20 protein-coding genes, 6 tRNA genes and 1 other RNA gene are annotated in these 25,941 nt (G+C 55.8%); 9 read left to right on the top strand and 18 right to left on the bottom strand.

Annotated features, from left to right (window positions below):
- Nucleotides 1-18: 18 nt before the first annotated feature.
- On the bottom strand, nt 19-2,181 hold the full coding sequence (locus tag ACJ8MK_RS11075) for a TonB-dependent siderophore receptor (protein ID WP_442517748.1): 2,163 nt from the start codon (nt 2,179-2,181) through the stop codon (nt 19-21).
- Between the two features lie 277 nt (nt 2,182-2,458).
- On the opposite strand from ACJ8MK_RS11075, the gene fes reads away from it, so the two are divergent.
- Nucleotides 2,459-3,742 (top strand): enterochelin esterase, encoded by a 1,284-nt coding sequence (fes, locus tag ACJ8MK_RS11070; protein WP_033654979.1) that lies wholly within the window; start codon nt 2,459-2,461, stop codon nt 3,740-3,742.
- 37 nt (nt 3,743-3,779) lie between these two features.
- Here fes and ACJ8MK_RS11065 read toward each other — a convergent pair whose 3' ends face one another.
- From ACJ8MK_RS11065 to ACJ8MK_RS11025, 9 genes are all read right to left on the bottom strand, one after another.
- A complete protein-coding gene (locus ACJ8MK_RS11065) occupies nt 3,780-4,586 on the bottom strand; it encodes an ABC transporter ATP-binding protein (protein WP_033655005.1) in 807 nt (268 codons plus the stop codon).
- 17 nt (nt 4,587-4,603) lie between these two features.
- Nucleotides 4,604-5,641: an iron-enterobactin ABC transporter permease gene (fepG, locus tag ACJ8MK_RS11060; RefSeq protein WP_033635436.1), complete on the bottom strand. Its 1,038-nt coding sequence runs from the start codon at nt 5,639-5,641 to the stop codon at nt 4,604-4,606.
- On the bottom strand, nt 5,641-6,696 hold the full coding sequence (gene fepD, locus ACJ8MK_RS11055; RefSeq protein ID WP_442517747.1) for a Fe(3+)-siderophore ABC transporter permease: 1,056 nt from the start codon (nt 6,694-6,696) through the stop codon (nt 5,641-5,643). The genes fepG and fepD overlap by 1 nt, the downstream gene beginning before the upstream one ends.
- 214 nt (nt 6,697-6,910) lie before the next feature.
- Complete coding sequence (gene fepB / locus ACJ8MK_RS11050; RefSeq protein WP_346423324.1) at nt 6,911-7,918, bottom strand: Fe2+-enterobactin ABC transporter substrate-binding protein; 1,008 nt, start codon at nt 7,916-7,918, stop codon at nt 6,911-6,913.
- 195 nt (nt 7,919-8,113) lie between these two features.
- Nucleotides 8,114-8,237: non-coding RNA, RtT sRNA (locus tag ACJ8MK_RS11045), on the bottom strand.
- A 75-nt stretch (nt 8,238-8,312) separates the two neighbouring features.
- A tRNA-Lys gene (locus ACJ8MK_RS11040) sits at nt 8,313-8,388 on the bottom strand.
- A gap of 7 nt (nt 8,389-8,395) precedes the next feature.
- Nucleotides 8,396-8,471 (bottom strand) — tRNA-Val (locus ACJ8MK_RS11035).
- A gap of 38 nt (nt 8,472-8,509) precedes the next feature.
- Nucleotides 8,510-8,585: transfer RNA gene (locus tag ACJ8MK_RS11030), tRNA-Val, on the bottom strand.
- A gap of 28 nt (nt 8,586-8,613) precedes the next feature.
- A tRNA-Val gene (locus tag ACJ8MK_RS11025) sits at nt 8,614-8,689 on the bottom strand.
- 294 nt (nt 8,690-8,983) lie between these two features.
- Here ACJ8MK_RS11025 and gltX point away from each other — a divergent pair.
- From gltX to ACJ8MK_RS11005, 4 genes are all read left to right on the top strand, one after another.
- Nucleotides 8,984-10,399, top strand: a complete 1,416-nt coding sequence (gene gltX / locus ACJ8MK_RS11020; protein ID WP_015378659.1) for a glutamate--tRNA ligase — start codon at nt 8,984-8,986, stop codon at nt 10,397-10,399.
- Nucleotides 10,400-10,548: 149 nt separating this feature from the next.
- Nucleotides 10,549-10,902 (top strand): GNAT family N-acetyltransferase, encoded by a 354-nt coding sequence (locus ACJ8MK_RS11015; protein WP_197413420.1) that lies wholly within the window; start codon nt 10,549-10,551, stop codon nt 10,900-10,902.
- A 169-nt stretch (nt 10,903-11,071) separates the two neighbouring features.
- Nucleotides 11,072-11,147: transfer RNA gene (locus tag ACJ8MK_RS11010), tRNA-Ala, on the top strand.
- Nucleotides 11,148-11,207: 60 nt separating this feature from the next.
- Nucleotides 11,208-11,283, top strand: a tRNA-Ala gene (locus tag ACJ8MK_RS11005).
- A gap of 161 nt (nt 11,284-11,444) precedes the next feature.
- Here the strand turns inward: ACJ8MK_RS11005 and ACJ8MK_RS11000 are convergent.
- The 4 genes from ACJ8MK_RS11000 to ACJ8MK_RS10985 form a co-directional block, all read right to left on the bottom strand.
- Nucleotides 11,445-12,491: a fimbrial protein gene (locus ACJ8MK_RS11000; RefSeq protein ID WP_442517746.1), complete on the bottom strand. Its 1,047-nt coding sequence runs from the start codon at nt 12,489-12,491 to the stop codon at nt 11,445-11,447.
- A gap of 46 nt (nt 12,492-12,537) precedes the next feature.
- Nucleotides 12,538-15,006 carry a fimbria/pilus outer membrane usher protein gene (locus ACJ8MK_RS10995; protein WP_442517745.1) on the bottom strand — a complete coding sequence of 823 codons (2,469 nt, stop codon included), beginning with the start codon at nt 15,004-15,006 and terminating at the stop codon, nt 12,538-12,540.
- Nucleotides 15,007-15,027: 21 nt separating this feature from the next.
- Entirely contained in the window at nt 15,028-15,708 is a 681-nt protein-coding gene (locus ACJ8MK_RS10990) for a fimbrial biogenesis chaperone (RefSeq protein ID WP_442517744.1), read from the bottom strand.
- Between the two features lie 69 nt (nt 15,709-15,777).
- A complete protein-coding gene (locus tag ACJ8MK_RS10985) occupies nt 15,778-16,314 on the bottom strand; it encodes a fimbrial protein (RefSeq protein ID WP_033648118.1) in 537 nt (178 codons plus the stop codon).
- Between the two features lie 473 nt (nt 16,315-16,787).
- Between ACJ8MK_RS10985 and ACJ8MK_RS10980 the strand changes: the two genes are divergently transcribed.
- Nucleotides 16,788-17,852, top strand: a complete 1,065-nt coding sequence (locus tag ACJ8MK_RS10980; RefSeq protein WP_442517743.1) for a hypothetical protein — start codon at nt 16,788-16,790, stop codon at nt 17,850-17,852.
- A gap of 294 nt (nt 17,853-18,146) precedes the next feature.
- Here the strand turns inward: ACJ8MK_RS10980 and ACJ8MK_RS10975 are convergent, their stop codons facing one another.
- On the bottom strand, nt 18,147-19,334 hold the full coding sequence (locus ACJ8MK_RS10975; protein WP_004936373.1) for a NupC/NupG family nucleoside CNT transporter: 1,188 nt from the start codon (nt 19,332-19,334) through the stop codon (nt 18,147-18,149).
- A gap of 377 nt (nt 19,335-19,711) precedes the next feature.
- Between ACJ8MK_RS10975 and ACJ8MK_RS10970 the strand changes: the two genes are divergently transcribed.
- On the top strand, nt 19,712-20,947 hold the full coding sequence (locus ACJ8MK_RS10970) for an Nramp family divalent metal transporter (RefSeq protein ID WP_033635427.1): 1,236 nt from the start codon (nt 19,712-19,714) through the stop codon (nt 20,945-20,947).
- Between the two features lie 41 nt (nt 20,948-20,988).
- Here ACJ8MK_RS10970 and ACJ8MK_RS10965 read toward each other — a convergent pair whose 3' ends face one another.
- Nucleotides 20,989-21,399, bottom strand: a complete 411-nt coding sequence (locus ACJ8MK_RS10965) for a DUF2502 domain-containing protein (protein ID WP_049195598.1) — start codon at nt 21,397-21,399, stop codon at nt 20,989-20,991.
- A gap of 224 nt (nt 21,400-21,623) precedes the next feature.
- Entirely contained in the window at nt 21,624-22,613 is a 990-nt protein-coding gene (gene mgrA / locus ACJ8MK_RS10960) for an L-glyceraldehyde 3-phosphate reductase (RefSeq protein ID WP_101427193.1), read from the bottom strand.
- Nucleotides 22,614-22,802: 189 nt separating this feature from the next.
- On the opposite strand from mgrA, the gene ACJ8MK_RS10955 reads away from it, so the two are divergent.
- Nucleotides 22,803-24,464, top strand: coding sequence for an alpha-keto acid decarboxylase family protein (locus ACJ8MK_RS10955; RefSeq protein WP_442517742.1), 1,662 nt, complete (start codon nt 22,803-22,805; stop codon nt 24,462-24,464).
- Here the strand turns inward: ACJ8MK_RS10955 and ACJ8MK_RS10950 are convergent.
- A complete protein-coding gene (locus tag ACJ8MK_RS10950; RefSeq protein ID WP_033653700.1) occupies nt 24,461-25,330 on the bottom strand; it encodes a LysR family transcriptional regulator in 870 nt (289 codons plus the stop codon). The two genes, ACJ8MK_RS10955 and ACJ8MK_RS10950, sit on opposite strands and share 4 nt — an antisense overlap.
- 99 nt (nt 25,331-25,429) lie before the next feature.
- Between ACJ8MK_RS10950 and ACJ8MK_RS10945 the strand changes: the two genes are divergently transcribed.
- Nucleotides 25,430-25,882, top strand: coding sequence for a multidrug/biocide efflux PACE transporter (locus ACJ8MK_RS10945; RefSeq protein ID WP_033635424.1), 453 nt, complete (start codon nt 25,430-25,432; stop codon nt 25,880-25,882).
- Nucleotides 25,883-25,941: the final 59 nt, after the last annotated feature.

Here is a 25,941-nt window from a genome sequence, read left to right as displayed (position 1 = left end):
ATGCGGCGCCCAAAGGTTTTACCAGCTGTAGCTGACCGTGGCGGTGACGGTGCGGCCGCTGCCGTAGAAACAGGCGTCCATGCCGCCGCAGGACGAAACGTAATGCTTGTCGGTCAGGTTGTTGACGTTAACCTGCAGCGCGGCGCCTGCCAGGCTCGGAGCCACTTCTGCCAATTCGTAGCGCGCCATCCAGTCATACAGCGTAAAGGCCGGCACTTTGTAGGTGTTGGTCGCATCGCCTTGGCTGGCGCCGTTGTAACGTACCCCAGCGCCGGTGGAGAAGCCTTTCAGCGGCCCTTGCAGGAAGCTGTAGGTTCCCCAGGCGGAGGCGGCGTGCGTCGGCACCATCACCAGCGTCTTGCCGCGCTGATCGTCGACATAGGTTTCTTTGGTAACGATGTCGGTATAGGTGTAGGCCGCCATGAGCGCGATGGCCGGGGTGAGCTGTGAATGCACTTCGGCTTCCAGCCCCTTGGAGCGCACTTTGCCGATCTGCTCCTTGTATTTGGTTACCGGGTTGGTGGAGCTGACGTTTTTCTGCGTCAGATCGAACAACGCCAGCGTCAGCAGCGTGTTGCTGTTCTTCGGCTGGAATTTCACGCCGATTTCGGTTTGTTCACCGGTGGTGGGCTTGAACGGATCGGTGCCCGGCGCGCCGGTATCGAGGTTGGGTTCAAACGATGTGCTGTAGCTGATGTACGGGGCAATACCGTTGTCAAAGGCGTACAGCAGGCCGCTGCGGCCAGTCAGCTTGGTGTCGTTTTGCTGACTGTCGCTGGATCTCAACATGTCCTGAGTGCGCAGCTCGGTCCAGTCGTTACGCAGCGACAACAACAAGTTCCAACCGCCGTAGCTCATCTGATCCTGCAGATAAACGCCGAGTTGATCCAGCACCTTGCGGTTATCGGTGACCTTCGGCAATGCGCTTTCGTTGACCGGCATGCCGTAAACCGGCCGAGTCCAGTCGAGGAAATAGCCCGCGCTGTCGCCGCGCCAGTTTTGGGTATTGACCTTGCTCCACTTGTAGTCAAGGCCGGTCAACACGCTGTGCTCGACGTCGCCGGTGCTGAATTGCGCTTTCAGTTGGTTGTCCAACCCCAGCTCATGGGATTTGACGATATCTTTTTGCGGACGGCGCTGCAGCAGCGTGCTGTTTTTGGCTTGCGACATGAACACCAGATATTTGTAACGTTCATCCACCGTGGTGTAACGCATGTTCTGCTGGAAAGAGAAAACGTCGTTAATATAGTGCTCGAAGATATAGCCGAACGAGGTTTGTTCGCGGCGAGCCTGATTGAAACCGGGATCGCTGACGTTGAAATCATACGGCAGATAGCCGGCGCTGCTTTTGATCGCCACGCCGGAGGTCGGCAGGAAGTTGCGGTAGCCGTTCTCCGGTTCCTTTTGATAGCTGGTCAACAGGGTGAACGTCGTGTCTTCATTGGCGATATAGGTCAGCGCCGGTGCGATGGCGAAGCGTTTTTCCTTGTGATCTTTGATACCGGTCTCTTTGGTGCCGGCGATGCCGTTAAGGCGATACAGCAGTTTGGCATCTTCGTCCAATGCGCCGCCGAAGTCGAAAGCGGCCTCTCCTTGATGCAGGTTGCCCGCGCTCAATTGCAGTTTGCGAATAGCCTGGGCGACGGGCCGCTTGCTGGTCATCGCCACCAGCCCACCCGGGTTGGCCTGGCCGTACAGCACAGAAGCCGGGCCGCGCACCACCTCAACGCGTTCAAGCAGCCAGGGGTCGATCTGGCCGCTTTGATAGCTCAGGCCGTCCAGATATTTTGGGGCGTAACGAAAGCCGCGTACGATCACTTCGTCGCTGCGGTTAGAGGTGCCGCGGTATTCCGCCACGACGCCGCTGGAGTATCGCAGCGCCTGAGCGACGGAAGCCGCATCCTGCTGATCCATTTGATCGCGCGTGACGACGGTGATGGCCTGCGGCGTTTTTACCAACGGCGCGGCGCTTTTGGTTCCCGCCGCGCTTTCTTTGGCGACGATGCCCTGCAGCGGCGCGGTGACGCTTTCCTGTGCGCCGGCGACGACGGTGATATCACGCTCAACGTTGTCGGTTCCGGCCTGTACGCCCGGCGCCAGCAGCATGGCTGAGGTCAGCAAGAGCTTGGCGGCTGGGTGACGCAGAGGTTGATTGGCGGTATTTTGGGGGTGTTCTGACATTTTTCATCCCTTAAAAAACAATTTTATATCAAGCTATTGCTGTCTTTTTTCATTTGGCGCCGCCGAGAAGGGCTGCGCAGTTCCTTGCCATAAATGAACGGTGGACGAATCGCTTACCGTTTTGCAGAGCCACGCTTCGAAGTGGCCTTGTTGACCCCAGGCGCGTTGATTTATAATTGGTTACATTTTATTGAAAATACAAATGATTCTCAATACCATTTGCATTATTCAAGAAAACAAAAAACGCCGGGTGCGGTGAACAGGGGAAAAAGGAAAAATGCATTCGCTTCATGCCGATGGCCTGGTGCTCAACCTGCTGCAAAGGCCCGATCTCGGCGGAGAAGATTGGTGGCGTCAGGTCGCGGAGTTGGGAACGCCGCTCGTCGAATCGCTGCCCGCAGCGCAGGTGCGCGTTACCTTTTTCTGGCGCGACCCGTGGGGCGATGAACGGCGCTCGCCGATTAAAAAGGTGTATGTCGATATCAACTGTGTGACCAACCATCACAGCCCTTCGCCACAGAGTCTGGAACGCCGGCCGGGTAGCGATATTTGGTGGTGGCAGTTCACTGTTCGCGAAGATTGGCGAGGCAGTTACAGTTTTATACCCATTGAGACGGCGCAACTGCCGCCCGCTTTTACCGGCGATGCGGCTCAGCGTCGGCAGCAGCAGCGTCAGTGGTGGTGTTCGTTGTTTCCGTTGATGCGCCATGATCCGCTCAATCCGGTGGCGCCGCACTGCAGCAGCCGCGGCTTCCCGTTGTCTGCGATACATTTGCCGGCGGCGCCGGATCAATCAGCGTGGCGGGCGTTGGACGCCGGGCAAGCATTGCCCGCCGCGTCTGGGCGTTTGCAGCACTTCTTTTGGCACAGCGAACGATTGGCTAACCGACGCAACATCTGGCTGTACGCCACCGGCGCAGGGGAAGACCGCCCGTTAGTCGTACTGCTGGACGGGCAATTTTGGCTGCATGGCATACCGATTTTTTCCGCACTGGACGCCGAGACGCTTAACGGAAGGCTGCCGTCGGCGCTTTATCTGTTTATCGACGTGATAGACATGGCGCGGCGTGCGGAAGAATTGGCCTGCAATGCGGCTTTCTGGCGGGCGGTGCAAGAGGAGCTGCTGCCGCAGGTGGCGGCGCGTACGCCTTACAGCGACGATCCGCAGCGCACGGTGGTGGCGGGGCAGAGTTACGGCGGGTTGGCGGCGTTGTATGCCGGGTTGCATTGGCCGCAGCGTTTCGGCTGCGTATTGACCCAGTCGGGTTCTTTCTGGTGGCCGCACATTGAAGCGATGATTAACCCGGCTGAGGAGTATGACGCCGACGTCGGCTGGTTGACTGAACAGGTGCGGCGGGGCTTGTGCGCCGCGACGCCGCTGCGCGTCTTTCAGGAAGCCGGTGAAGGGGAGAGGGATATTCATCAGGTCAATCGCCAAATGCATCGGGCGCTGGTGGAGGCGGGGCATCGGGTCGATTATCGCGTATTCGCCGGCGGGCATGATGCCGTCTGCTGGCGCGGCGGTTTGCTCGACGGATTGCGGGCGCTGTTGGCTCCCTAGTCATGGATAAACGAAGGCCGGGCTAACCCGGCCTTTTTCATGCCTGCGGCGTGTCGCAGTGGTAGCGGCCGCGCGGGATCACCAGCGGCGTGTGAGACAGCGGATCGTCGATGATCATGCACGGCATGCCGAATACCCGTTCCACCAGCTCGGCGGTGATGATCTCCGCCGGTTTCCCCTCCGCCACGATCTTGCCGTCGCGCATAGCGATGATGTGATCGGCATAGCGGCAGGCGTGGTTGAGATCGTGCAGCACCGCGATGAGGGTTTGGCCGTGCTCGCGGTTGAGCTGGCGGAACAGATCCAGCAGCTCGATCTGATGCGCGATGTCCAGATAGGTGGTCGGTTCATCCAGCAGCAGCAGCGGCGTTTGCTGCGCCAGCGCCATCGCCACCCAGACGCGCTGGCGCTGCCCGCCGGACAGCTCGTCGACGCTGCGGTCCGCCAGCTGGCCGACGTTGGTGGCCGCCATGGCGGCTTCCACCGCCTGTTTGTCGGCCTGAGTCCACTGTTTCAGCAGGCTCTGGTGCGGGTAGCGGCCGCGCGACACCAGGTCCGCCACGGTAATGCTGTCCGGTGCGATCGAGGTTTGCGGCAGCAGCCCAAGCTCGCGCGCCAGCGCCTTGGTGGCGAAGTTGCTGATGTTCTTGCCGTCCAGCATCACCTCGCCGGCGCTGGGTTTCAGCAGGCGGCATAGGGCGCGCAACAGCGTCGATTTGCCGCAGGCGTTCGGCCCGACGATCACCGTGAAGGCGCCGTCGGGGATCGCCACGCTCAGATCGTCAGCGATGATTTTATTGTCGTAGCCCAGCTTCAGATGCGAGGCGTGCAGGCGGTGGCTCATGGCATTGTCATTCTTCATTATCTGCGGGCCTCACGGATGAGCAGCCAAATCAGGTACAGACCGCCGATGCAGACGGTCACGACCCCGACCGGCAGTTGGATCGGTGCGAAAAGATGTTGGGACACTACGTCGGCGCCGAGCAGCAGCGCCGCACCCATCAGCGCCGAGGACGTCAGGGTGACCGAGGATTGGCCGGCCAGGCGGCGGGCGATCTGCGGCGCCGCCAGCGCGATGAAGGAAATCGGCCCGGCGGTGGCGGTGACGGCGGCGGTGAGGGTGACGCCGAACAGCATCAGCCACAGCCGGCTGCCTTCGGCGTTCACGCCCAGCGCGCGCGCCGTATCGTCGCCCATTTCCAGCAGCTGCAGCCGTTTGCCCATCAGCAGCGCGGCCGCGGCCGCCAGCACGATGAACGCCGTGGCGGGCTGGGCCTTCTGCCAGGTCATGCCGTTGAGCGAACCGGCCTGCCACATGGCGGCGTCCATGGCGCGCTCCAGCGAGGCGGTGATGATCAGCCAGGTATTGGTGGAGACCAATACCGCGCTGATGGCGATGCCGACGATGATCAGCCGGAAGCCGGCGATGCCTTGCCGCCAGGCCAGCAGGTAGATGGCCAGCGCGGCGAGAATGCCGCCGGCCAGCGCGCCGCCGGCGATGTAGTAATAGCCGCCGTTGAACAGGGTGATGGCGATCAGCGCGCCGGTGTAAGCCCCCATGTTAAAGCCAATCACGTCCGGGCTGCCGAGCGGGTTGCGGATAATCGACTGGAAGATGGCGCCGCTCATGCCGAGCGCGGCACCTAACAGCAGCGCCATGGCGATACGTGGCAAGCGCCATTGGGTGACCACGGTGACCAGATTTTTCGGCGCCTCGCCGCTGAGCGCGGCAAAGACCTGCTCCAGCGAGAGCTGCAGCGTGCCGTAGCACAGCGCGGCAACGGCCATCGCCAGGCACAACGCCAGCAGCGAAAGGTTGACCAGCAGCAGGCGCAGCGGCATGCGCCAGTTGATGACGCCGTCCGGGCGGCCGATATGCAACGTGTGGGGCAGACTCATCACAGCCCCCCCAGCGTTTTCTTGCGGCGCACCAGCCAGATCAGCACCGGCGCGCCGATGAAGGCCGCCACGATGGAAACCCGCAGCTCACCGGCCGCCAGCAGACGGCCGACCACGTCGGCGCACAGCAGTAAAATCGGCGCCAGCAGCATGGAGTAGGGCAGGATCCAGCGCTGGTCGGGGCCGACCCACCAGCGGGCGATGTGCGGCACCATCAGGCCGATAAAGCTGATTGGGCCGACGGTGGCGGTTGCCGCGCCGCACAGCAGCGTGATGGCGATCACCGCGATGACCTGAGTCAGCACCACGCGCGCGCCGAGCGCGATAGCCAGATCTTCCCCCATGCTGATGGTATTCAGCGGCCGGGCGATGAGCAGCGTCAGCAGGCAGCCGAGCAAAATGGCGGGGGCGGTGACCGGCAGCGTGGACAGCGTGCGGATATCCAGCGTGCCGGCCTGCCAGAAGCGCAGTTGGTCGAAGGTTTGCGGATCGATCAGCGACAGCCCGGTGGTGATGCCGAGCAGCACCGCGCCGATCGCCACGCCGGCCAGCGTCAGCCGCACCGGGTTAATGCGCCCGCCCGCCAGCGTGCCGATCAGGTAGACCAGCAGAGTGGTGAGGGCGGCGCCGACAAAGGCGTAGGCCATATAGCTTTCGGTGGTGGCGGCGCCGAAAAACATGATGCCGATGACCACGGCGAAGCTGGCACCGGCGTTGATGCCGAGCACGCCGGGATCGGCCAACGGATTGCGCGTCAAGGCCTGAATCAGCGCGCCGGCGGCGCCGAGCGCCATGCCGGCCAAGATGCCCGCCAGCGTACGGGGCACCCGGGCGTTGAGAATGATGGTGCTGTCGGAACCGCTCGCGGCGCCCTGCAGGCTGAGCCAGACGGTGTGGAAGGGGATGGCTTTGGAACCCAGCATCAGGCTGGCAATGATGCACAGCAGCAACAGCGCCAAGCCGATACCGAACCCGGCGATGCGTTTGAAGCCACTGGCGTAAGCTGCATGCGGTGCGGACGAAAGCGTCCGCTCAGTCGGAGTGGGTACGTTCACACCGGTAACTCCTGTATGATTTTTATTCTCATTGTTATTTGCGTTCATGCGGGCGCTAATAGTAGCACGAGTTTACGCCCGCATGCACCCGCCGGTTGGTGGCGCAGGTGCGTTGACGATGTTAATAACTATTGATATTTCAATTGATTGAATGTGAACGGTTGCCCTGTTTATGGCAAACGTCGACAGGAGGCTGACCCGCCGACGGCGTGGTTCAGGGCTTTTTGAACAGCCGTTCGATTTGGTTCAGCATGTTGGTGGCGCTGTAGTAATCGAGGCGGAAGGTGTCGTTGCCGACGGCATAGACGTGCCGCTGTTCCACCGGCTCCAGATGTTTGAGGAACGGGTTGGCCAGCACCTCTTGCACTTTGCGCTCGTTGGTGGCGAACAGGATCAGCGTTTTGCCGTTCAGGCCCTCGGCCATTTTTTCGCCGGAGATCTGGATGATGTCATGGCGTTTACCCATGCTGGTGTTGCCTTTGGCGCTTTCCGGCGGGGTGGCCAGCTGGAAGCCGAGCTGGGTCAGCAGCTTGCCCTGGGCGGAACCCGGCGTCCACAGCATGGCCTCGCGGCCGTTGTCGGCATACACCAGCGGAGTGGTCGGCTGCGGCGGCAGTGCGATCGCCTGCTTCACTTGCTCCACGCGCTGTTCGAAACGATCCTCCGCCTGTTTGGCGCCGGCTTCATGGCCGGTGATCTCGCCGAGCTCGCTGGCCAGCTGCTGCCAGCTCTTGTCGCCATAGTCGAGCACCAGCGTCGGCGCAATGGCGGACAACTGGTCATACAGCTTCAACGCCGAATCACCGCCGGTGGCGGCGACGACGATCAAATCCGGTGCGGCGGCGGCGACGGCTTCGGCATTGGGCTCCACCTGGTACAGCCGTTCGACGTGGCGCTGTTTGGCCACTTCGCTCCACTGGGTAAAGAAGCCTTGCTTATCGGCCACCAGGGGATTTGGGCTGGTGGCGGCGCTGGCGACCACCGGGGCGTCGATAGCCAGCAGCGTGCCGGTGATGGTGACGCTGGTGGACACGATGCGCTGCGGCGGTTTTTCCAGCGTGAATTTCCCTTTGACGCTGTCGATGGTGCGCGGCCAACTGCTGTCGGCAGCGGGGGCGGACGGTTTCTGCCCGTCGCTCTGGTCGTCCGGGCCGCAGCCGCTGAGCAGCAGGCTGGAAGTGGCGATAAATGCAATGAACAGCTGGCGTAAGGATAGGGTCATGAGCGGGCTCTTTCTTTCCTTGAACTAAGGCTTATCAATCCGGCGGCGGATTGGCTGCGTGGTGGATGCCCGCTAATTTACCATCCAAGCCGGCAAAATGATAACCATTCGTATCTCAGCGTGTGGTGAATGAAGAAGAAAGGGATATCGATCGGCAGAAACGAAAAAAGCGCCAAAAGGCGCTTTTTTCTGAATTGGTGGGTCGTGCAGGATTGATTCGGCCTTTGGCCTCACCCTGCGGGCAACGCTGCGCGTTGTCGTATCGCTGCGCGATGCTCGAACCTCTACGGCTCTTCATCCTTCACGACTCGGTAAACTATGCCTGCAAGAAGATAAAGTCAGAGTTGGGTGGCGCAGAAACGAAAAAAGCGCCAAAAGGCGCTTTTTTCTGAATTGGTGGGTCGTGCAGGATTCGAACCTGCGACCAATTGATTAAAAGTCAACTGCTCTACCAACTGAGCTAACGACCCGCAGAAGTGGTGGGTGATGACGGGCTCGAACCGCCGACCCCCTCCGTGTAAAGGAGATGCTCTACCAACTGAGCTAATCACCCACTTCAGGACTTCCAGGCACTGCTAAACGAGAGAATGATGGTGGGTGATGACGGGCTCGAACCGCCGACCCCCTCCGTGTAAAGGAGATGCTCTACCAACTGAGCTAATCACCCTCATTCGTTCTCATTTTTCTCAACAAGATGGTGGGCGATGACGGGCTCGAACCGCCGACCCCCTCCGTGTAAAGGAGATGCTCTACCAACTGAGCTAATCGCCCCGTCTTGTTGGAGTCGCATTATAGGGATAGTTCAAAGTGAGTCAACGGTTTTTAAAATGATTTCAATCGTTCGCCGCAAATTTAGGCAGGGCGCGATAATTATCGCCAACGGCGCCGATTCTTTGCGCAACGCTATGCGAAATTCACCGCAAAACGCGCGAAATCGACCGGCGCAATATCGTGTCGGCGTTGAGGAATTAGCGCGTGGTGATACAATGTCGTCCACTCTTTTTTCAATTCCGAGCAATCGTCGGCAACCGCCGACACGCGTTGCGTAATAAGGCAGTGAACCCAATGAAAATCAAAACCCGTTTTGCACCAAGCCCGACCGGCTATCTTCACGTCGGCGGCGCGCGTACCGCACTTTATTCCTGGTTGTTCAGCCGCCATGCGGGCGGTGAGTTCGTTCTGCGTATCGAAGATACCGATCTGGAACGCTCCACCCAGGACGCGATCGACGCAATTATGGATGGCATGAACTGGTTGAACCTGGATTGGGATGAAGGCCCGTATTTCCAGACCAAGCGTTTCGATCGTTACAACGCGGTCATCGACGAGATGCTGGAGCAGGGCACTGCCTATAAATGCTATTGCTCCAAGGAACGTCTGGAAGCGCTGCGCGAGAAGCAGATGGAAAACGGCGAGAAGCCGCGCTACGACGGCCACTGCCGCGACAGCCAGTGCAGCCACACCGACGACGAGCCGCACGTGGTGCGCTTTCGCAACCCGCAGGAAGGCTCGGTGATCTTCGACGACAAAATTCGCGGCCCGATCGAATTCAGCAACCAGGAGCTGGACGATCTGATCATCCGCCGTACCGATGGTTCGCCAACCTATAACTTCTGCGTCGTCGTCGATGACTGGGACATGGAAATCACCCATGTGATCCGCGGCGAAGACCACATCAACAACACCCCGCGCCAGATCAACATTCTCAAAGCGCTGGGCGCGCCGGTGCCGGAATACGCGCACGTGTCGATGATCCTCGGCGACGACGGTAAAAAGCTGTCCAAGCGTCACGGCGCCGTGGGCGTTATGCAGTACCGTGACGACGGCTATCTGCCGCAGGCGCTGCTGAACTACCTGGTGCGTCTGGGCTGGTCCCACGGCGATCAGGAGATCTTCTCCATCGATGAGATGAAAGAGTTCTTCACGCTGGAAGCGATCAACAAATCCGCCAGCGCGTTCAACACCGAGAAGCTGCAGTGGCTGAACCACCACTACATCAACCATATGCCGGCGGAAGAAGTGGCGGTGCATCTGGCGTGGCACGTTGAGCAACTGGGCCTTGAAACCCGCAACGGCCCGGAACTGAAAGACATCGTCAAGCTGCTGGGCGAGCGTTGCAAAACGCTGAAAGAAATGGCGGAGTCCTGCCGCTACTTCTATGAAGACTTCAGCGAGTTCGATGCAGACGCCGCCAAGAAGCACCTGCGCCCGGTGGCGCGTCAGCCGCTGGAAGCGGTGCGCGCCAAGCTGGCCGCCATCACCGTCTGGACGCCGGAAAACGTGCACGACGCCATTCAGGGCACGGCGGATGAGCTGGGTGTCGGCATGGGTAAAGTCGGCATGCCGCTGCGCGTTGCGGTGACCGGCGCCGGTCAGTCGCCGGGCATGGACGTGACCGTGCATGCTATCGGCCAGAAGCGTTCGCTGCAGCGCATCGACATGGCGCTGGCTTACATCGCCGAGCGCGAAGCGCAAGCCTGATTCGCTGATACGCCTTAAAGAAAAGCCCCGTGGAGCGATCCCGGGGCTTTTTTTCCGCCTACACTCAATGGGCGAAAGCAAACGGTGAGAAATATTAAGGAGGCATCTTGTATAGCGTGAAACAGCAAGTGGCGCCGGTGGACGATTTTATGCGGCTGCGGCAGGTTGCCGGCCTGTCGGCGCGGCCGCGTGCGGGCGCCGAACGTGCGTTGCCCAACAGCCTGTACGGCGTGCAAATCACGTTGTCGGGGCTGGTGGTCGGCATGGGGCGTGTGGTGGGAGATGGCGGGCTGAATTTCGAGATTGTTGATGTGGCGGTCGATCCCGAACACCAGGGGAAAGGATTGGGGCGCCAGATCATGAGCCATATTATGGCCTATCTGGAACGGGCCGCACCGCAGGGTGCTTATATCACCCTGATGGCCGACGTGCCGTCGCTGTATGAAAAGTTTGGCTTCAAGCTCAGCCGCCCGGCCAGCGAAGGCATGTACCTGGTTAAGTAGAGTTGGCGCAGGCGCTGCATTTTTGCCCGAAACGAGCAATATTTCGTAGCAAACGCGCTGATTTGGCGGCTTTTTCAACGCTTGATTCAGTAATTCAATTTAGCCGTTGACAGCTTAGAGCGGGTTTCATATTATGCGCCCCGTTCACAGCACAAAGTGATTGTGGAACGGGGCTATAGCTCAGCTGGGAGAGCGCTTGCATGGCATGCAAGAGGTCGACGGTTCGATCCCGTCTAGCTCCACCAACCTTCTTCTCAGAGAGGTTGGGGAATACCGTAACGCCGGTCAAAGCGTACCACTTTTGTGGGGCTATAGCTCAGCTGGGAGAGCGCTTGCATGGCATGCAAGAGGTCGACGGTTCGATCCCGTCTAGCTCCACCACCATTTAAAAAGCCGACCTTTGGGTCGGCTTTTTGCTTTTAACCATCTCTATGACCATAGGCCTCTTGCTTTTGTGCGGAAATAGGCCTCCCGATATCATCGAGAGGGAATGCCAGTATTCCAGCCGGGTCTTGCGCCGGCGTGTTAGAACAAGAATAAAACTAGCGATATGACACGGTGAATTGAGCCACTGCATTGACTTCGCCCGGCCTGATTTTTTCTTCCGTTTGGTAATATTGTACGCTGAGTGGGATTTCATTTATCCCTACCAATGTCTCGCTTAATACGTTGGCTGCGGAACCCAGTTCAAAGGGAACGCCGTTGCTCAGAATCTGTAGGCCGACGCCGGTGGCAGCCTCTTTCGATGGCGTAATCGCTAAGACCTGTCGATGGCCATTAGCCATTTCCCCGCGTATTTCCAAATCAATTTTTGTGTTGACATTGCACTCCAGAGCGATGCTGAAGGGCGTTTTTCCCGCTACGCTGCCTGGGCCGGAAAATGCTCGGCGATTAATTTTATCTAAAAAAACCTGTTTAGACGGCGTGTTCAGACGGCAGCCCTCTACGGCAATATTGACGGCAGGATAATAAATGTGGCCCAATCTCCTGGCATTTGAGGCTCTTAAACAGGCATAGTTGAAAAAGAAAGGCGCGAACGAGGGTATGGTGCCTGGCTGTATATCACCGATCTTTATCAGATAATATTTAAAGTTAGCGTTTAGAATGTAACCGATAGGCGTCTCGCGGGGACCATAAAACTCGATAAGGCCCGGTTTGTTATTGAGCGACATGGCCATGCCAACGCCCGGCCAACTGGTTTGATAAACTTTGATCCCATTGTACCAGAAGTTTGTCGCACTCATCTCGGTAAAAGGTTGCATCACTAAATCGCCTCGTTCACCCAAGGAGAATCCTGTGTTATTTTCCAACAGTTTTACTGAGAAGTTAGATTCTCCCTGGCCGATAAGATCGCCTATTTTGGCGCTGGCCGGGACGGTAATGCTGGATTGTACGATCCGTAGCGGGTGGTGCCATATTGCGCGGCAATCACCGTCTGCCTTGGCTGAAAAGGAAAATAATAGCGCCAGAATGCTGACCGCTTTGGCGATATGTGTGGCTGTTAATAGCCTTGATATAGTCATGCTGATGTCCTTTGGCGGTTTTTCTCTTGCACATGATTTACCCATCTGCTTATTACTGATAATCATGTTTTAAAATTTAATATGACCATTGATGGTGATATGGCCTGTTTATTTATTCACATTGCAAGCTAATCTGCTTAACTCTTGAGGCAGAATCGTTAGGCTCTATGCTGTAATTTCCTTGGCAGCTTCCTCCCGCTCCCCAACGCAATGTTATTGTTCCAGCGTCTGGCATGCCGCTCATATAGACAGCGTTATTATTGCCGACGATACCTGATTTCCCTGGGGCGCTGCGCAATGTGGCAACTGCGCCGAAAGGAATCTCCGTCCCACGATGATGTACTTTGAAAATAATTCGGTTTCCTATGTGAGATGCAAAGTTGGCGACAACAATGGCGCCTTTCGTCGGGATAACGGTTTGGCTGTTGTTCTCTATTTCTACTGAATCATCAAAGGACTGCGGATTTAAATTAATTCTATTCTTATGATAACTGTTAATATAAGGCACCACGGCATAGCCTCGCCAATCTGTGGTGACACCGGTACTGTTGATGATTTCAACGTTGCTTGCATTTGGCACCTCGACTAAAGCGATTGAGTCACCCAGCGATTGGGATAATGTAATGCCGTTGCGATGAACCACGGCGCCGCCTCGCAAACTGTAGTTTATTCGCTGCACATCTTTATCAAAGCTGTATCCGGCGCCTATTTCACCATATCTACTGCGATAATAAGCCGAACTGTTGCCAGAATAGCCGTCACGGGTACCGCTTTGAGCTGCAGAGACGTTATAACTGAGCTGGTTATTTTCCAGTGCGGTGCCGCTTAGTCCTAATTGCTGATTGAGTTTGCCTTTGCTGCTCTTGCTCGAGGTATAGTTCATCCAGCTGTTTGATTGCCCTTTGCTTAGCGGAATCTGAACGTTAAGCGTGGCGATCTTGTCGGGTTTGTCCGTATAGCGGCCGCTGTTGTAGCCCAATCCAATATTGTAACTCACTCCAGATTGGTTCGTGGAAAATCCCATGAGAAAATTTCGTTCAACGGCACCGTTGTGCCAATAGTTTTCTTGGTAACCATTGATGTATAGACTGCCGAAATCCCGGATAGGCTGATTAATATTGAGAACCAGCCGGCTTCTTTTCACGCCGCGCGCCAGCCAGTTTCTTTCAATGTTGGCATTCATATCACTGAGCTGCGAGAAACTTAAGTAGCCAGACGTCGAGTATTGATAGCCGGCCAGCGTAAAGTTGGTACCCGTTTTTTCAATATTTTTTGCGTACTGGATACGGTATTGTTGTCCTTTACGATCCTGCCCTGTGGCTAATCGGCTTTTGGTGTGAGTGACATCGGCAGAGACGGAGCCGAAATGCCCCAGGCTGCTGCCAATGCCGGCAGAAATTCCCTGGTGCTTTTCCGAAATAATGGCGCCACCATAGAGTGTTTTATCATCTTTAATGCCATAAATCGTCGATGCCTGTAGAAACTTATACTTTTGGTTAGCGCTTCGCGCAGAGCGATATTCCCCCATTGTGAATTCATTTCTTTTCATGTTCTCCCTGAGCATGATGGGGACAGAGGAAAAAGGCTGGAAGAAACTCCTTTCTGAGCCATCGGTTTCTTTGATGATCACATGCAGCCCACCGCTGGAGGTGGTGGGGTAGATATCCGTTATTTCAAAATTCCCCGCTGGTACATGTGTTTGATAAATGATATAGCCATTTTGTTTTATAGTGACCTCAGCATTGCTTTGCGCTATACCTCTAACCGTTGGGGCAAACCCTCTCTGGCTGTCGGGCCACATGCTGGGATCGCTTGCTAATTTCAGACCGCGAAATTGAAAACTGTCAAAAACGTCGCCCGATGTTGAACTATCGCCAATGGTCAGCGTGTTTTGGCTGTCCCGAAAGCTGCGCTCGGCATAGGTGTTGATACCTTTCCATTTAGTACTGCTTTGGTTTGAATAGGTAGAGTAGTTTCTAAAGCGCCAGGCATCATAGTTAAAACCACTGTGCAAGTTTAAATATTGATTTCCATTATCTTTTTTATTTTTCGTTTTCCATGACTCGGTACCACTAAAACTGTAATCCATTAAAAATGCGCGAATGCCATCATCCCAAAGTGCCGGGTTAACCCAGTCTCTAGGAAGATTTTCGATATAAGCCTGCGGGATATTTAAATCCAATCGTTGTCGATTAAAATCAAACTTGGCCTGACTGCCGGGAATAATCTTGCTGATAGGCGTTGAGGCAAGGTCGGTGTCATTGTTTACTTCCAGTTTGTCCATGCGAACACCGAGGTTAACCAGAGCGCTGCGATAGATTCGGGGCTGCAAAGTACCATCCACATAATAGAAAGACACTTTTTTATTAGCGAAAAACACATTGTTCAAATAGATATCAACCCAATACTCACCAGGCAATTGACTGCGCGAATTATTAAAGTGGGATAAGTCAGTTATGGTCTGGTAATCTCTGTTCAGTGCTGAGGGTTCAAAGTAGTCTTCAGCTAAAACCGTAGGTGAAGATAGAACACAAAAAAATAGCATCGATGTTTTATTGGTGGCCTTGTTATTCATCGTCATTTTCGCCTCCCCTGGCAAATACTATAATGGTGCGCTTATCGCACGGGTCACTCCCCCATAGTCATTGATGGCTTGCCATTTTATTTCTTTACCATGAGTTTCCTGTGGCAATAGCCATTTTTTCGTGCTTTGTGGCGCGATCATATCGACCTCCTTTACCTCTTTTCCATCAATGCTTACTGAGTAAAAGGAGACGTAAAACGGTGACGGATTTTTTGCTTCTAAGGTCTTTCCTTTCAATGAGAAATGAATTTTTTTGTAGGCATTTATGGCTTCATCTCTTGATAGGGTTTTAGGGCGATAAAATAGCTTTATTTTATTTTGTACGGTAATGAGCAACTTGTTTTCTTTTGATTTCTTGGTTGAGGGTATTGATCTTACGCTCAGCCAATATATCGATTCCTTATGTTGTGGCAGATTTCCTCCAGAATAAATGACTCTGATAATATTATCCTGTTCTGGTTCCAGTCTAAATAATGGCGGAGTGACAACAAATGGAGCCTCTTTTTTATCTTCAGGCGAGAAACTTTCTACCCAAGTTTGAATAAGCACCGGGCTATTGTGATCCTGGTTGGTGACGGAAATGTTTGCCTCTTTTTTATCTTCTTCATAAACGATACGTGTACCGGCTAGCGTCACGCTTGCCGATGCGCCGCATGAAAAAAAGAGTATTACCAGCAAAGAATATTTACTTAGCTTCATTATTATGGCGTCCTTGATGTTTTTTGTCGTCAGGCCAGCTATATTTGCTGACCTGACAGGCTATTTTTATCAGTTATATGAAATGCTAAATTGTGTCGTGGCATTAGCCGGCCCGACTGTGACCTTATCCGATGTCGCCATATATTTGGCGACATAGGTAAAGACGTTGTTGATGTCTTTCTGCACGCTCTGCGCATTAGAAAACGAAGCCATAGGAATTTGCGTGGTGCCATCAGCCTCATAGAGGGCTACGCCAAGACCCGTTGCCACACCGCTTTCTGAATTGAGTGACAACAATGTTGAGTTGCCTTGTGCATATGTCCCGTCGAATTTTACCGACGCTTTTGTCACCGTTTCAGGGCAGCTGGTTAAAGCAATACTGAACTTTGTCGGCAGGGCGGTATCGCCAGCACTTTTAAATGCTTTGGCGCTGATGTTGCCCATCGGAATGGTTTGGTTGGCGCTACCGGCGACTACGGTGCAGGTTTGATCGGTGACATTGCCGGTGAAATTAATGGTGCCGTCCGCCGCGGCAGCCTTGGTAATGGTGGTCATCGCCAAAGGAACACCGACAAGCAGCAATGAGTTCAGCATGTACTTATTCATATAAATATCCTTGTGTTATAACTGTATGTAAATTATACGTTTTCTATTCTTGTGTCATCATGTGTAAATAGATGTTAAATACCTCCCTTTTCTGGTGATTGATACCATTATTTTCATGTTAGATTTCTTTAAAAAACTGATTTTAGTTTTTTAAATGGTGTTTTGTGCTGGCTGTACCGCGCATTTCGTGTGCTGTTTGTTAATGAAATTCAGTCTACATGAAAAAAAAATTGTCAGTCGTTAAGTGCAGCTATGGCTGTGTTTTTGGTATATAATTCTATATAAACAGATTTTTATGCTGTACCGGTGTGAATTTATATCAAATTTTAGCGATGTTAATAGTTTTATCCTCTGATTAATCGCGAAATAGTTAATGTGCTAATTAATGTTGGTTGTTGATATCTATTGACATTGGTGCTGTTTTCTTGAAGAAACTATTGTCATTATTTCATTACGGCTGGATGAGGTTATCCATGAAAAAAAATAAAAATATCGCAATTGTGGGTGGCGGTGGGGTAACTGCGGCGATGACAGCACTGGCTTGCGCCAGAAAAGGAATTTCCGTCGATTTCTTCCTTGATGACAGAGATTATGACGACTTCAAAACTTCATTTGGAAATCATTGTCTGTGGCGACGCATTCATGAAAATAACCAACGCCTCAGCCGTTTATGTACTCAGTCGCAATGGATGTGGGAAAAGTTCATTCTTTCCTCCAGCGGTGAGTTCGGCAGAAAAGAAAAGATGGTTCGCATCGTCGAAAGATCTGAAATACCTCACCTCGCGAGACTCTATGAACAGCATGATCTACCCTATGAAGTGAAAAACAGCGGAGATGATGAATCCATCAATTTTCCCTCTTTCCTTAACTGTAAAAACAAATCTGTTTTTGTGAGTTATGATTCCATTTTGCTAAATACGGCAGAAATTTTTTCCTACTTTCAGGATGAGCTGGCTTTCTTTACCTGTGTCAATGTCTTTAGAAACAAAAATATTGGGGACTTAAACAGTATCGAGAGTGGCGTGATTTTTTTTGATGAAAATAAACGCATGTACGACACGGTAATAAAGTTTACAAATGGCTATAATATCAATGAGATAGATTCACCTTCCGAGGTGTGTCCTGCCGTTAACCGGGTATTTAGAGATTATTATCTTTCCCACTCTGTGGGAAATCTGCTTTCGCCTATGATGATTACAGAAAGGGAGTTCAATCTGTGGATTGTCCCTTCTGTTGATGGCAAGATCGTCAGAGTAGGAGGAGATATTCATGTCCCTCAGTCTGCGGAGTTTTTGACGCGAAGCTTAGATATCGGTGCCTACATCGATCGCCGAAAGTTAGATATCATTTCGGATTCGTTGTTTACCATTATCTCTTCCTTTTCCTATGTGGAAGGGACTTTGGCGGTGGTTCCATGTTGGACTGCAAGTGAAGATAACAAGAAGATCGTGGTCGTGGAAAGTGTTGATTCTTACTATAATGCGTCGCCAATTATTTCTGAGGAAATCACAGCGTTTTTAACGGATTCGAGCAGCTAACTTTTTTTTAAAGTCGGTTCAGAGTAAGGATGCATCTTATCATTAGCCGCTAGTGAACATTCTCCATCACAATAACGTGCGTTCAATGTTACCGATATAGTGGAAAGTACGCCCTAAAAACTAAGGTATTCGTTTTTAGCGTGTTTTATTTTTATACAAACTGCAAGTAAGGCTTTATGACTTGCCATGCCAACAGGCGCTGAGATTTATTTCTTCCCAGCGCACAGGTGAGAGGCGCGGCAAATAACAAAAAAGGCGCCCGCAGGCGCCTTGTTATCGCAGTGAGTTCGAGGCTTAGCCCAGCACCAAGCCTGCGATCGAAGCGGACAGGATGCTGACCAGCGTAGAGCCGTACACCAGCTTCAGGCCAAAGCGCGACACCACGTTGCCCTGATGTTCGTTCAGGCCCTTGATCGCACCGGCCACGATACCGATGGAAGAGAAGTTGGCGAAGGACACCAGGAACACCGACAGGATCCCCAGGCTGCGCGGCGACAGTTCGGCAGACACTTTCTGCAGCTCCATCATTGCCACGAACTCGTTGGAAACCAGCTTGGTGGCCATGATGCTGCCAACCTGCAGGGCTTCGTGTTTAGGAATGCCCATGATCCAGGCGAACGGATAGAAGAAGTAGCCGAGGATTTCCTGGAAGCTCAGGCCGAAGATAGCGCTGAACACACCGTTGAGCGCGGCGATCAGGGCGATGAAGCCGATCAGCATCGCGGCAACGATAATCGCTACTTTGAAGCCGGCCAGGATATATTCACCCAGCATTTCGAAGAAGCTCTGGCCTTCGTGCAGGTTGCCGAGGTGCAGCTCTTCTTCTTTATTGGTGTCGTACGGGTTGACCAGCGACAGCACGATAAAGGTGCTGAACATGTTCAATACCAGCGCCGCCACCACGAACTTGGCGTCCAGCATGGTCATGTAGGCGCCGACGATGGACATGGACACCGTAGACATCGCGGTCGCCGCCATGGTGTACATGCGCTTTTCCGACATCTTGCCCAGGATATCCTTGTAGGCGATGAAGTTTTCGGATTGGCCGAGGATCAGCGAACTGACGGCGTTGAATGACTCCAGCTTGCCCATGCCGTTCACTTTCGACAGCACGGTACCGATAATGCGGATGATGAACGGCAGCACCTTGATGTACTGCAGAATACCGATCAGCGCCGAAATGAAGACGATCGGGCACAGCACCTTCAGGAAGAAGAACGCCAGGCCTTTGTCGCCCATGCCGCCGAACACGAAATCAGTCCCTTGTCCCGCAAACCCGAGCAGTTTGTCAAACAGCGCGGCGAATCCTTTTACGAAGCCCAAACCCGCTTCCGAATGCAGGAAAAAGTAGGCCAGCAGTACTTCGATAACCAGTAATTGAATAACATAGCGAATGCGGATGCTTTTGCGATCGCGGCACACCAACAGGGCCAGGATCGCCACCACCACTATCGCCAACGCAAAGTGCGCAATATGGGACATGTTTGCTCCAAATTTGAGGCAGGCTGAATTTCGGCTGTCATTTTATGTAACGCTACGTTTAAAAACGAGACTTCTATTGCAAATATGGAAAATCATAGCGGGAGTTCTCCTAAAGTGTTGCGCAAAAGCATAAAAAATCAAGACGTTAAATCGGCAATAGGAAATTCGTATTCTTGTGCTAACCTGTCTTTCAGGGGTATTGCAGCCAAAATCCCATCAGAAAAGCACGGAAATCGGCAAGCTCCGCGCTGAACCCTTCGATAAAACCGTTAATGTTGGCTATTACAGAGATAAGTTTTACCGCTCTAAATGCGCTTGATAATTATTATCATTTATATAGAGTGGAGATAAACGTAATTTCAGTAAGGGTTCAACATATGCTGAACAGTCGCGTGGTTGAAACCACCTCCGGTCGCTCCGCCAGAAAAATCAAACTCTCGCTGATGGGGCCTGCCTTCATCGCCGCTATCGGCTATATCGATCCCGGTAACTTCGCCACCAACATCCAGGCCGGCGCCTCGTTCGGCTACAGCCTGCTGTGGGTGGTGGTTTGGGCCAACGTGATGGCGATGCTGATCCAGCTGTTGTCCGCCAAGCTGGGCATCGCCACCGGGAAAAATCTGGCCGAGCACATTCGCGATCGCTTTCCGCGGCCGGCGGTGTGGGCCTATTGGGTGCAGGCGGAGATCATCGCCATGGCGACCGATCTGGCCGAGTTTATCGGCGCGGCGATCGGCTTCAAGCTGCTGCTCGGCGTTTCCCTGCTGCAGGGCGCCGTGCTGACCGGCATCGCCACCTTTTTAATCTTGATGCTGCAAAAGCGCGGGCAAAAACCGCTGGAGCTGGTGATTGGCGGCCTGCTGCTGTTCGTCGCCGCCGCTTACATCGTCGAGCTGGCGTTCTCTCAGCCGCAGCTCGCGCCGCTGCTGAAGGGCATGGCGCTGCCCGATCTGCCCAACGGCGATGCGGTATTTCTGGCCGCCGGGGTATTGGGCGCCACCATCATGCCGCACGTGATCTACCTGCATTCCTCGCTCACCCAAATCGGCGGCGAGCACGACAAGGCGGAGCGCTATGCCGCCACCAAAGTCGACGTCGCCGTGGCCATGACCATTGCCGGTTTTGTTAACCTGGCGATGATGGCCACCGCCGCCGCCGCGTTTCATTTCAGCGGCCACAGCGGCATCGCCGATCTCGACGTGGCCTACCTGACGCTGCAACCGCTGCTCGGGCAAGCCGCCGCCACCGTGTTTGGCCTGAGCCTGGTGGCCGCCGGCCTCTCCTCTACCGTGGTGGGCACGCTGGCGGGGCAGGTGGTGATGCAGGGGTTCGTGCATTTCCATATTCCGCTGTGGCTGCGGCGTGCGGTGACCATGCTGCCGTCGTTTATCGTCATCATGCTGGGGATGGACGCCACGCGCATTCTGGTGCTGAGCCAGGTGCTGCTCAGCTTCGGCATTGCGCTGGCGCTGGTGCCGCTGCTGGCTTTCACCGGCAATCGGGCGCTGATGGGGGAGATGGTCAACGGCCCTGTGGTGCAAAACCTGGGCAAGCTGATCGTGCTGGTGGTGGTGGGATTGAACGGCTACCTGCTGATCGGCAGCGTGCTGTAGGCGAAAATAGCGCGGGCCGGCATTGCGCCGGCCCGTCGTCGTTAATCGCGGTCGTCATCGCCGTGGCGGCGCCAGCGATCGCGGTCATGATCGTGGTGGTGCTTTTTCTCTTTCTTCCAGTGGTGCTTATCGTAATGCCTGTCGTATTTACGATAGCGTCCTTCATGATAGTAATAGTGTTTGCGCCAGTAGTCGCGGTCGCGCCAGCGATAGCCGTCCCAGTAGTAACCGCGGCGGCTGCGGTCGCCGAGATAGCGCCCCTGATGGCCTTGCCACCAGTCGCGATCGCGCCAGTCGTAACCGTCCCAGTAACGGCCGCGATTGTCCCGATCGCCGATGCGCAGTGAAACGCCCGGCATCAGATCGATGCTGATCCCTTCGGCGTGCGCCTGCTGTGCGGCGGGCAGTACCGTCGCCGCCAAGATGGCGGCCAAGAGCAGAGGTTTAAACATGACTTCTCCTTTCCGCTTGCGCGGCCTGGCCGTTTGTCACTTTATGAAGCGCGTTCATCAGTTTAAAAAAGCGGCCTTATCGTTATTTTTGCTGCAATATCGGCATCATAGCGCCGGCGCATGGGGTTGAATCTGAGAGCCACTCTGAAAACGGCGACAAAGGCCAAGATTTGAGATTTTTCTGGGGTATCGCCGCTCGATTGAGCGGCGGGATTTGTAAGCGATTACAATAAGATTTTCTCGATCTGCGCGAGTTCTTCTTCACTGAAGTGGCGATTGGCCAGCATGCCCACCGCGTCTTCTATCTGCGCATTCTTGCTGGCGCCGATCAGCACCGAGGTAACGCGATCGCCGCGCAGCACCCAGGCCAGCGCCATTTGCGACAGCTTCTGCCCGCGTTGCCGCGCCAGCGCATCGAGGCGGCGCACCTTGTCCAGCCGCTCGGCGGTCAACTGCTCCGGCTGCAGGAAGCGGCTGCCGCTGGCGGCGCGGGAATCTTGCGGAACGCCGTGCAGGTAGCGGTCGGTCAGCAGGCCGCCCGCCAGCGGCGAGAAGGCGATCGAGCCGACGCCATGCTCCGCCAGCGTATCCAGCAGCGCCGTCTCCGGCCCGCGTTCCAACATCGAATACTTCGGCTGGTGGATCACGCACGGCGTGCCGAGCCCTTGCAGAATGTCGAATGCCTGCCGCGCGCGCTCGGCCGGGTAGTTGGACAGGCCGACATACAGCGCTTTGCCCTGGCGCACCAACAAATCCAGCGCCGCCATGGTTTCTTCCAGCGGCGTCTCCGGATCCGGCCGATGATGATAAAAGATATCCACATAGTCCAGCCCCATGCGCTTCAGGCTCTGATCGAGGCTGGCGACCAGGTACTTTTTCGAGCCCCAATCACCGTAGGGGCCGGGCCACATGGTGTAACCGGCTTTGGATGAGACGATCAACTCATCGCGCCAGGCCCGCAGATCGGCGTTGAGTATGCGGCCAAAGTTCTCCTCGGCGGCGCCGGGCGGCGGGCCGTAGTTATTGGCCAGATCGAAATGGGTAATGCCGCGATCGAAGGCGCAGCGGATCAGGCCGCGGGCGTTGTCGTACAGCGTGGCGTCGCCGAAATTGTGCCACAGTCCGAGCGAGACGGCGGGCAGCTTCAGCCCGCTGCGGCCGCAGCGCCGGTATTCCATGTCTTGATAACGTGAGGGGGAGGCGGGGTAGGACATAGTTATCCTTGTCGGCGAGAGGTGAAGTGTTTTGAGTGTATACGCTTTCACACCGCGCTGCCGGGGGAGCGATCACAGCGCCGGCATGTAACGCCAGGTTGCCGATCGATGCAGGAATCCCTGTTCGAAATTTGAACAGAATCTTCGATACTTAAAGGTAATCGCTCCAGCTGCAGACAGGTGATGATCATGACTCAGACCTATACGGTGGCCGATTATCTGCTCGATCGTCTGGCCCAAATCGGCATCCGTCATTTCTTCGGCGTGCCGGGGGATTACAACCTGCAATTCCTCGATCACGTCCTCGCCCATCCGCAAATCACCTGGGTAGGCTGCGCCAACGAGCTGAACGCCGCCTACGCCGCCGACGGCTATGCGCGCTGCAAACCGGCGGCCGCGCTGCTCACCACCTTTGGCGTCGGCGAGCTGAGCGCGTTAAACGGGGTGGCCGGCAGCTACGCCGAATACCTGCCGGTGATCCACGTGGTCGGCACGCCGGCGCAGCGCGCTCAGCGCGCCGGTGATTTGCTGCACCATTCGCTGGGGGATGGCGACTTCACCCACTTCGCCCGCATAGCCAAAGAGGTGACCGTCGCGCAGGCCGACCTGACTGCCGACAACGCCGCAGAGGAGATCGACCGCCTGATCTGCGCCGCCTTGCTGGAACATCGCCCGGTTTACCTGATGTTGCCCAGCGACGTCGCACAGGCGCCGCTGCCGAGTAAACCGGCGCCGCTGATGCTGCGCCAGGCCAAACTGTCGCGTAGCGCATTGCAGGCGTTTATCGCCGCGGCGCGCGAAAAGCTGCTGTCGGCGCGGCGGGTATCGCTGCTGGCGGATTTCCTGGCCGATCGCTTCGGCGCCGAAGCGGCGCTGGACGAGTGGCTGCAGGAGGTCAACATTCCGCACGCTACGCTGCTGCTCGGCAAAGGCGTGCTGGATGAGAACCGCGCCGGTTTTGTCGGTACCTACTGCGGCGGTGCCAGCGATCCGGCGGTGAAACAGCTTATCGAAAACGCCGATGTGGTGATCAACGTCGGCGTGCGTTTGACCGACACCATTACCGCCGGTTTCACGCATCATCTGCCGGTGGAAAAATGCATCGACATTCAGCCGTTCGAAGCCTGGGTCGGGCGGCAGCGCTTTAGCCGCATTCCGATGCGCGAGGCGGTGCGGGCGCTGCATCGCCTGAGCCTGTCGCTGGCGTCGCGTTGGCCGTTGCCGCCGATCGTCCGCCCGGCGCTGCCGGAAGGCGATGGGGAAGGGCTGGATCAGCACGCCTTCTGGCGGCAGATGCAGGATTTCCTGCGGCCCGGGGATATCGTGCTGGCCGATCAGGGCACCGCCTGTTTTGGTGCGGCGGCGCTGACGTTGCCGCGCGGCTGCCGGTTGATCGTGCAGTCGCTCTGGGGATCGATCGGCTATACCCTGCCGGCGACGTTCGGCGTGCAGACCGCCGAACCGCAGCGCCGGGCAGTGCTGCTGATTGGCGACGGCGCCGCGCAGCTGACCGTGCAGGAGCTGGGTTCGATGCTGCGCGACGGGCTTAAACCGGTGATCTTCGTGCTGAATAATCAGGGATATACCGTCGAGCGCGCCATCCACGGGCCGGAGCAACGTTATAACGACATCGCGTGCTGGAACTGGACGCAGTTGCCGCCTGCGCTGGCCGGCGAGCGGCCGGTGAAGGCGCTGCGGGTCAGCGATTCGGACGGCTTGCGCCAGGCGCTGCGCGAGGTAGCCGACGGCGATCGGCTGGCCTTCATTGAAGTGATGCTGCCGAAGATGGACATTCCCGAGCTGCTCGACACCGTTTCGCGCGCCATTCAGGCGCGCAACGCCGCCGCTTAAGGCAGGGAATCGCCCAGCAGGCGCTTCAGCACCCAGAACCCCGCCGGGCCCGGCGGGGTCAGTTTTGACCATACCGCATCCACCGAGATCATTTTCGGCCAGCCGCGCGGCCGCAGCTCGGTCAGCATATTGTGGCCGTATTGTTGCACCAGCCAGTGCGGCAACACCGCCCAGCCGAACCCCTGTTCCGCCATCTCCAGCAGCAGCAGATAGCTGGGCGCCGACCAAACCAGGCCGCCTTGTCTGGCCGCTTCGGCGCCGGTGTAGGTGTTCAGGATCAGCTGTCGGGTGCTGGACAACTGCTCCGGCGTCGGCGCGGCGGCCTGCGCCAGCGGATGCTGGTGGGCGACAAACAGCCCCATGTCGGTTTGTTCCGGCAAACGAGAGAAGGCGATATCCGGCGGGTAGCTTTTTTGCACTTCCACCATGCCCAAATGCGCGCGGCCGCTTTGCAGCAAATCGATAACGTCGCCATCTTCGGCGATCATCCACTCCAGCTCAATCTCCGGGTAACGCAGTTCGAATTGTTGCATCAATTGATCGTGATGCTTGGGTTGATAGGTATCGGAGAACACCATGCTCAGGCGCGGTTCGACCTCGCCCGCCAGTTGAATGCTCAGGGCGTCGAGCCGCTCGCTGGCGGCGAGGATCGCCTGCACATGCCCCAGCACTTTGCGGCCGGCGGCGGTGAGCACCGGCTGGCGCGCGCTGCGATCGAACAGCGTCAATGCCAGGTCGGCCTCCAGATTGGCGATGGCGGTGCTGATGGTGGATTGGCTTTTGCGCAGCTTGCGCGCGGCGGCGGAAAACGAGCCGAGGGCGGCGGCTTCGACAAACGCGTGCAGCGCTTCCGGGGAATAGTGCATAAACTATCTACTTTATCGATGGTATCTATTTTTAATCTACCCAAAAAAGCGATGATAATCACCTGACTTTCGCAACAACTGTCGGAAAAAAGGTGATGTATGCAACTGCAAAACAAGTCTCTCATTGAACGTATCGTCCACGCCGTCGGTTTCGAGGTGATTGCCGTAATGATCGTTTCTCCACTGGGGGCATGGCTGCTTAATCGTTCGATGGTGCAAATCGGCGCATTGGCGGTGGCCTTGGCGACCATCGCCATGGTCTGGAATATGGTTTACAACACGGTGTTCGACCGTCTGTGGCCGGTCAGCCGGGTCGTCCGCAACCTGAAGGTGCGTGTGCTGCACGCCGTCGGCTTTGAAGCCGGTTTTATCCTGATCGGCGTGCCGATCGCCGCCTGGATGCTGAATATTTCCGTATTGCAGGCCTTTATGCTGGAGATCGGTTTCTTCCTGTTCTTCCTGCCGTACACCATGGCCTATAACTGGCTGTACGACACGCTGCGCCAGCGCTGGTTCGAAGCGCGCCAGCCGATCAATTCCGGCGCTGAATAAGGCGTCGTCAGCCCGGCGATTCTCAGGTAAGGTCAGAGGATTGTCGCAACAGGCTGAGG

The organism is Serratia sp. CY38905 (genome assembly GCF_052168875.1).
In the GTDB taxonomy this organism is placed as follows: domain Bacteria; phylum Pseudomonadota; class Gammaproteobacteria; order Enterobacterales; family Enterobacteriaceae; genus Serratia; species Serratia sarumanii.
Note: the sequence above shows the minus strand (reverse complement) of the source record. Positions and strands in the feature narration are given on the sequence as shown.

What these genes read in the sequence shown, in the direction of transcription:
- ACJ8MK_RS11075 (WP_442517748.1), bottom strand. Translation starts at nt 2,181, where the DNA reads ATGTCAGAACACCCCCAAAATACCGCCAATCAACCTCTGCGTCACCCA.
- fes (WP_033654979.1), top strand. Translation starts at nt 2,459, where the DNA reads ATGCATTCGCTTCATGCCGATGGCCTGGTGCTCAACCTGCTGCAAAGG.
- ACJ8MK_RS11065 (WP_033655005.1), bottom strand. Translation starts at nt 4,586, where the DNA reads ATGAGCCACCGCCTGCACGCCTCGCATCTGAAGCTGGGCTACGACAAT.
- fepG (WP_033635436.1), bottom strand. Translation starts at nt 5,641, where the DNA reads ATGAGTCTGCCCCACACGTTGCATATCGGCCGCCCGGACGGCGTCATC.
- fepB (WP_346423324.1), bottom strand. Translation starts at nt 7,918, where the DNA reads ATGACCCTATCCTTACGCCAGCTGTTCATTGCATTTATCGCCACTTCC.
- gltX (WP_015378659.1), top strand. Translation starts at nt 8,984, where the DNA reads ATGAAAATCAAAACCCGTTTTGCACCAAGCCCGACCGGCTATCTTCAC.
- ACJ8MK_RS11015 (WP_197413420.1), top strand. Translation starts at nt 10,549, where the DNA reads ATGCGGCTGCGGCAGGTTGCCGGCCTGTCGGCGCGGCCGCGTGCGGGC.
- ACJ8MK_RS11000 (WP_442517746.1), bottom strand. Translation starts at nt 12,491, where the DNA reads ATGATTATCAGTAATAAGCAGATGGGTAAATCATGTGCAAGAGAAAAA.
- ACJ8MK_RS10995 (WP_442517745.1), bottom strand. Translation starts at nt 15,006, where the DNA reads ATGACGATGAATAACAAGGCCACCAATAAAACATCGATGCTATTTTTT.
- ACJ8MK_RS10990 (WP_442517744.1), bottom strand. Translation starts at nt 15,708, where the DNA reads ATGAAGCTAAGTAAATATTCTTTGCTGGTAATACTCTTTTTTTCATGC.
- ACJ8MK_RS10985 (WP_033648118.1), bottom strand. Translation starts at nt 16,314, where the DNA reads ATGAATAAGTACATGCTGAACTCATTGCTGCTTGTCGGTGTTCCTTTG.
- ACJ8MK_RS10980 (WP_442517743.1), top strand. Translation starts at nt 16,788, where the DNA reads ATGAAAAAAAATAAAAATATCGCAATTGTGGGTGGCGGTGGGGTAACT.
- ACJ8MK_RS10975 (WP_004936373.1), bottom strand. Translation starts at nt 19,334, where the DNA reads ATGTCCCATATTGCGCACTTTGCGTTGGCGATAGTGGTGGTGGCGATC.
- ACJ8MK_RS10970 (WP_033635427.1), top strand. Translation starts at nt 19,712, where the DNA reads ATGCTGAACAGTCGCGTGGTTGAAACCACCTCCGGTCGCTCCGCCAGA.
- ACJ8MK_RS10965 (WP_049195598.1), bottom strand. Translation starts at nt 21,399, where the DNA reads ATGTTTAAACCTCTGCTCTTGGCCGCCATCTTGGCGGCGACGGTACTG.
- mgrA (WP_101427193.1), bottom strand. Translation starts at nt 22,613, where the DNA reads ATGTCCTACCCCGCCTCCCCCTCACGTTATCAAGACATGGAATACCGG.
- ACJ8MK_RS10955 (WP_442517742.1), top strand. Translation starts at nt 22,803, where the DNA reads ATGACTCAGACCTATACGGTGGCCGATTATCTGCTCGATCGTCTGGCC.
- ACJ8MK_RS10950 (WP_033653700.1), bottom strand. Translation starts at nt 25,330, where the DNA reads ATGCACTATTCCCCGGAAGCGCTGCACGCGTTTGTCGAAGCCGCCGCC.
- ACJ8MK_RS10945 (WP_033635424.1), top strand. Translation starts at nt 25,430, where the DNA reads ATGCAACTGCAAAACAAGTCTCTCATTGAACGTATCGTCCACGCCGTC.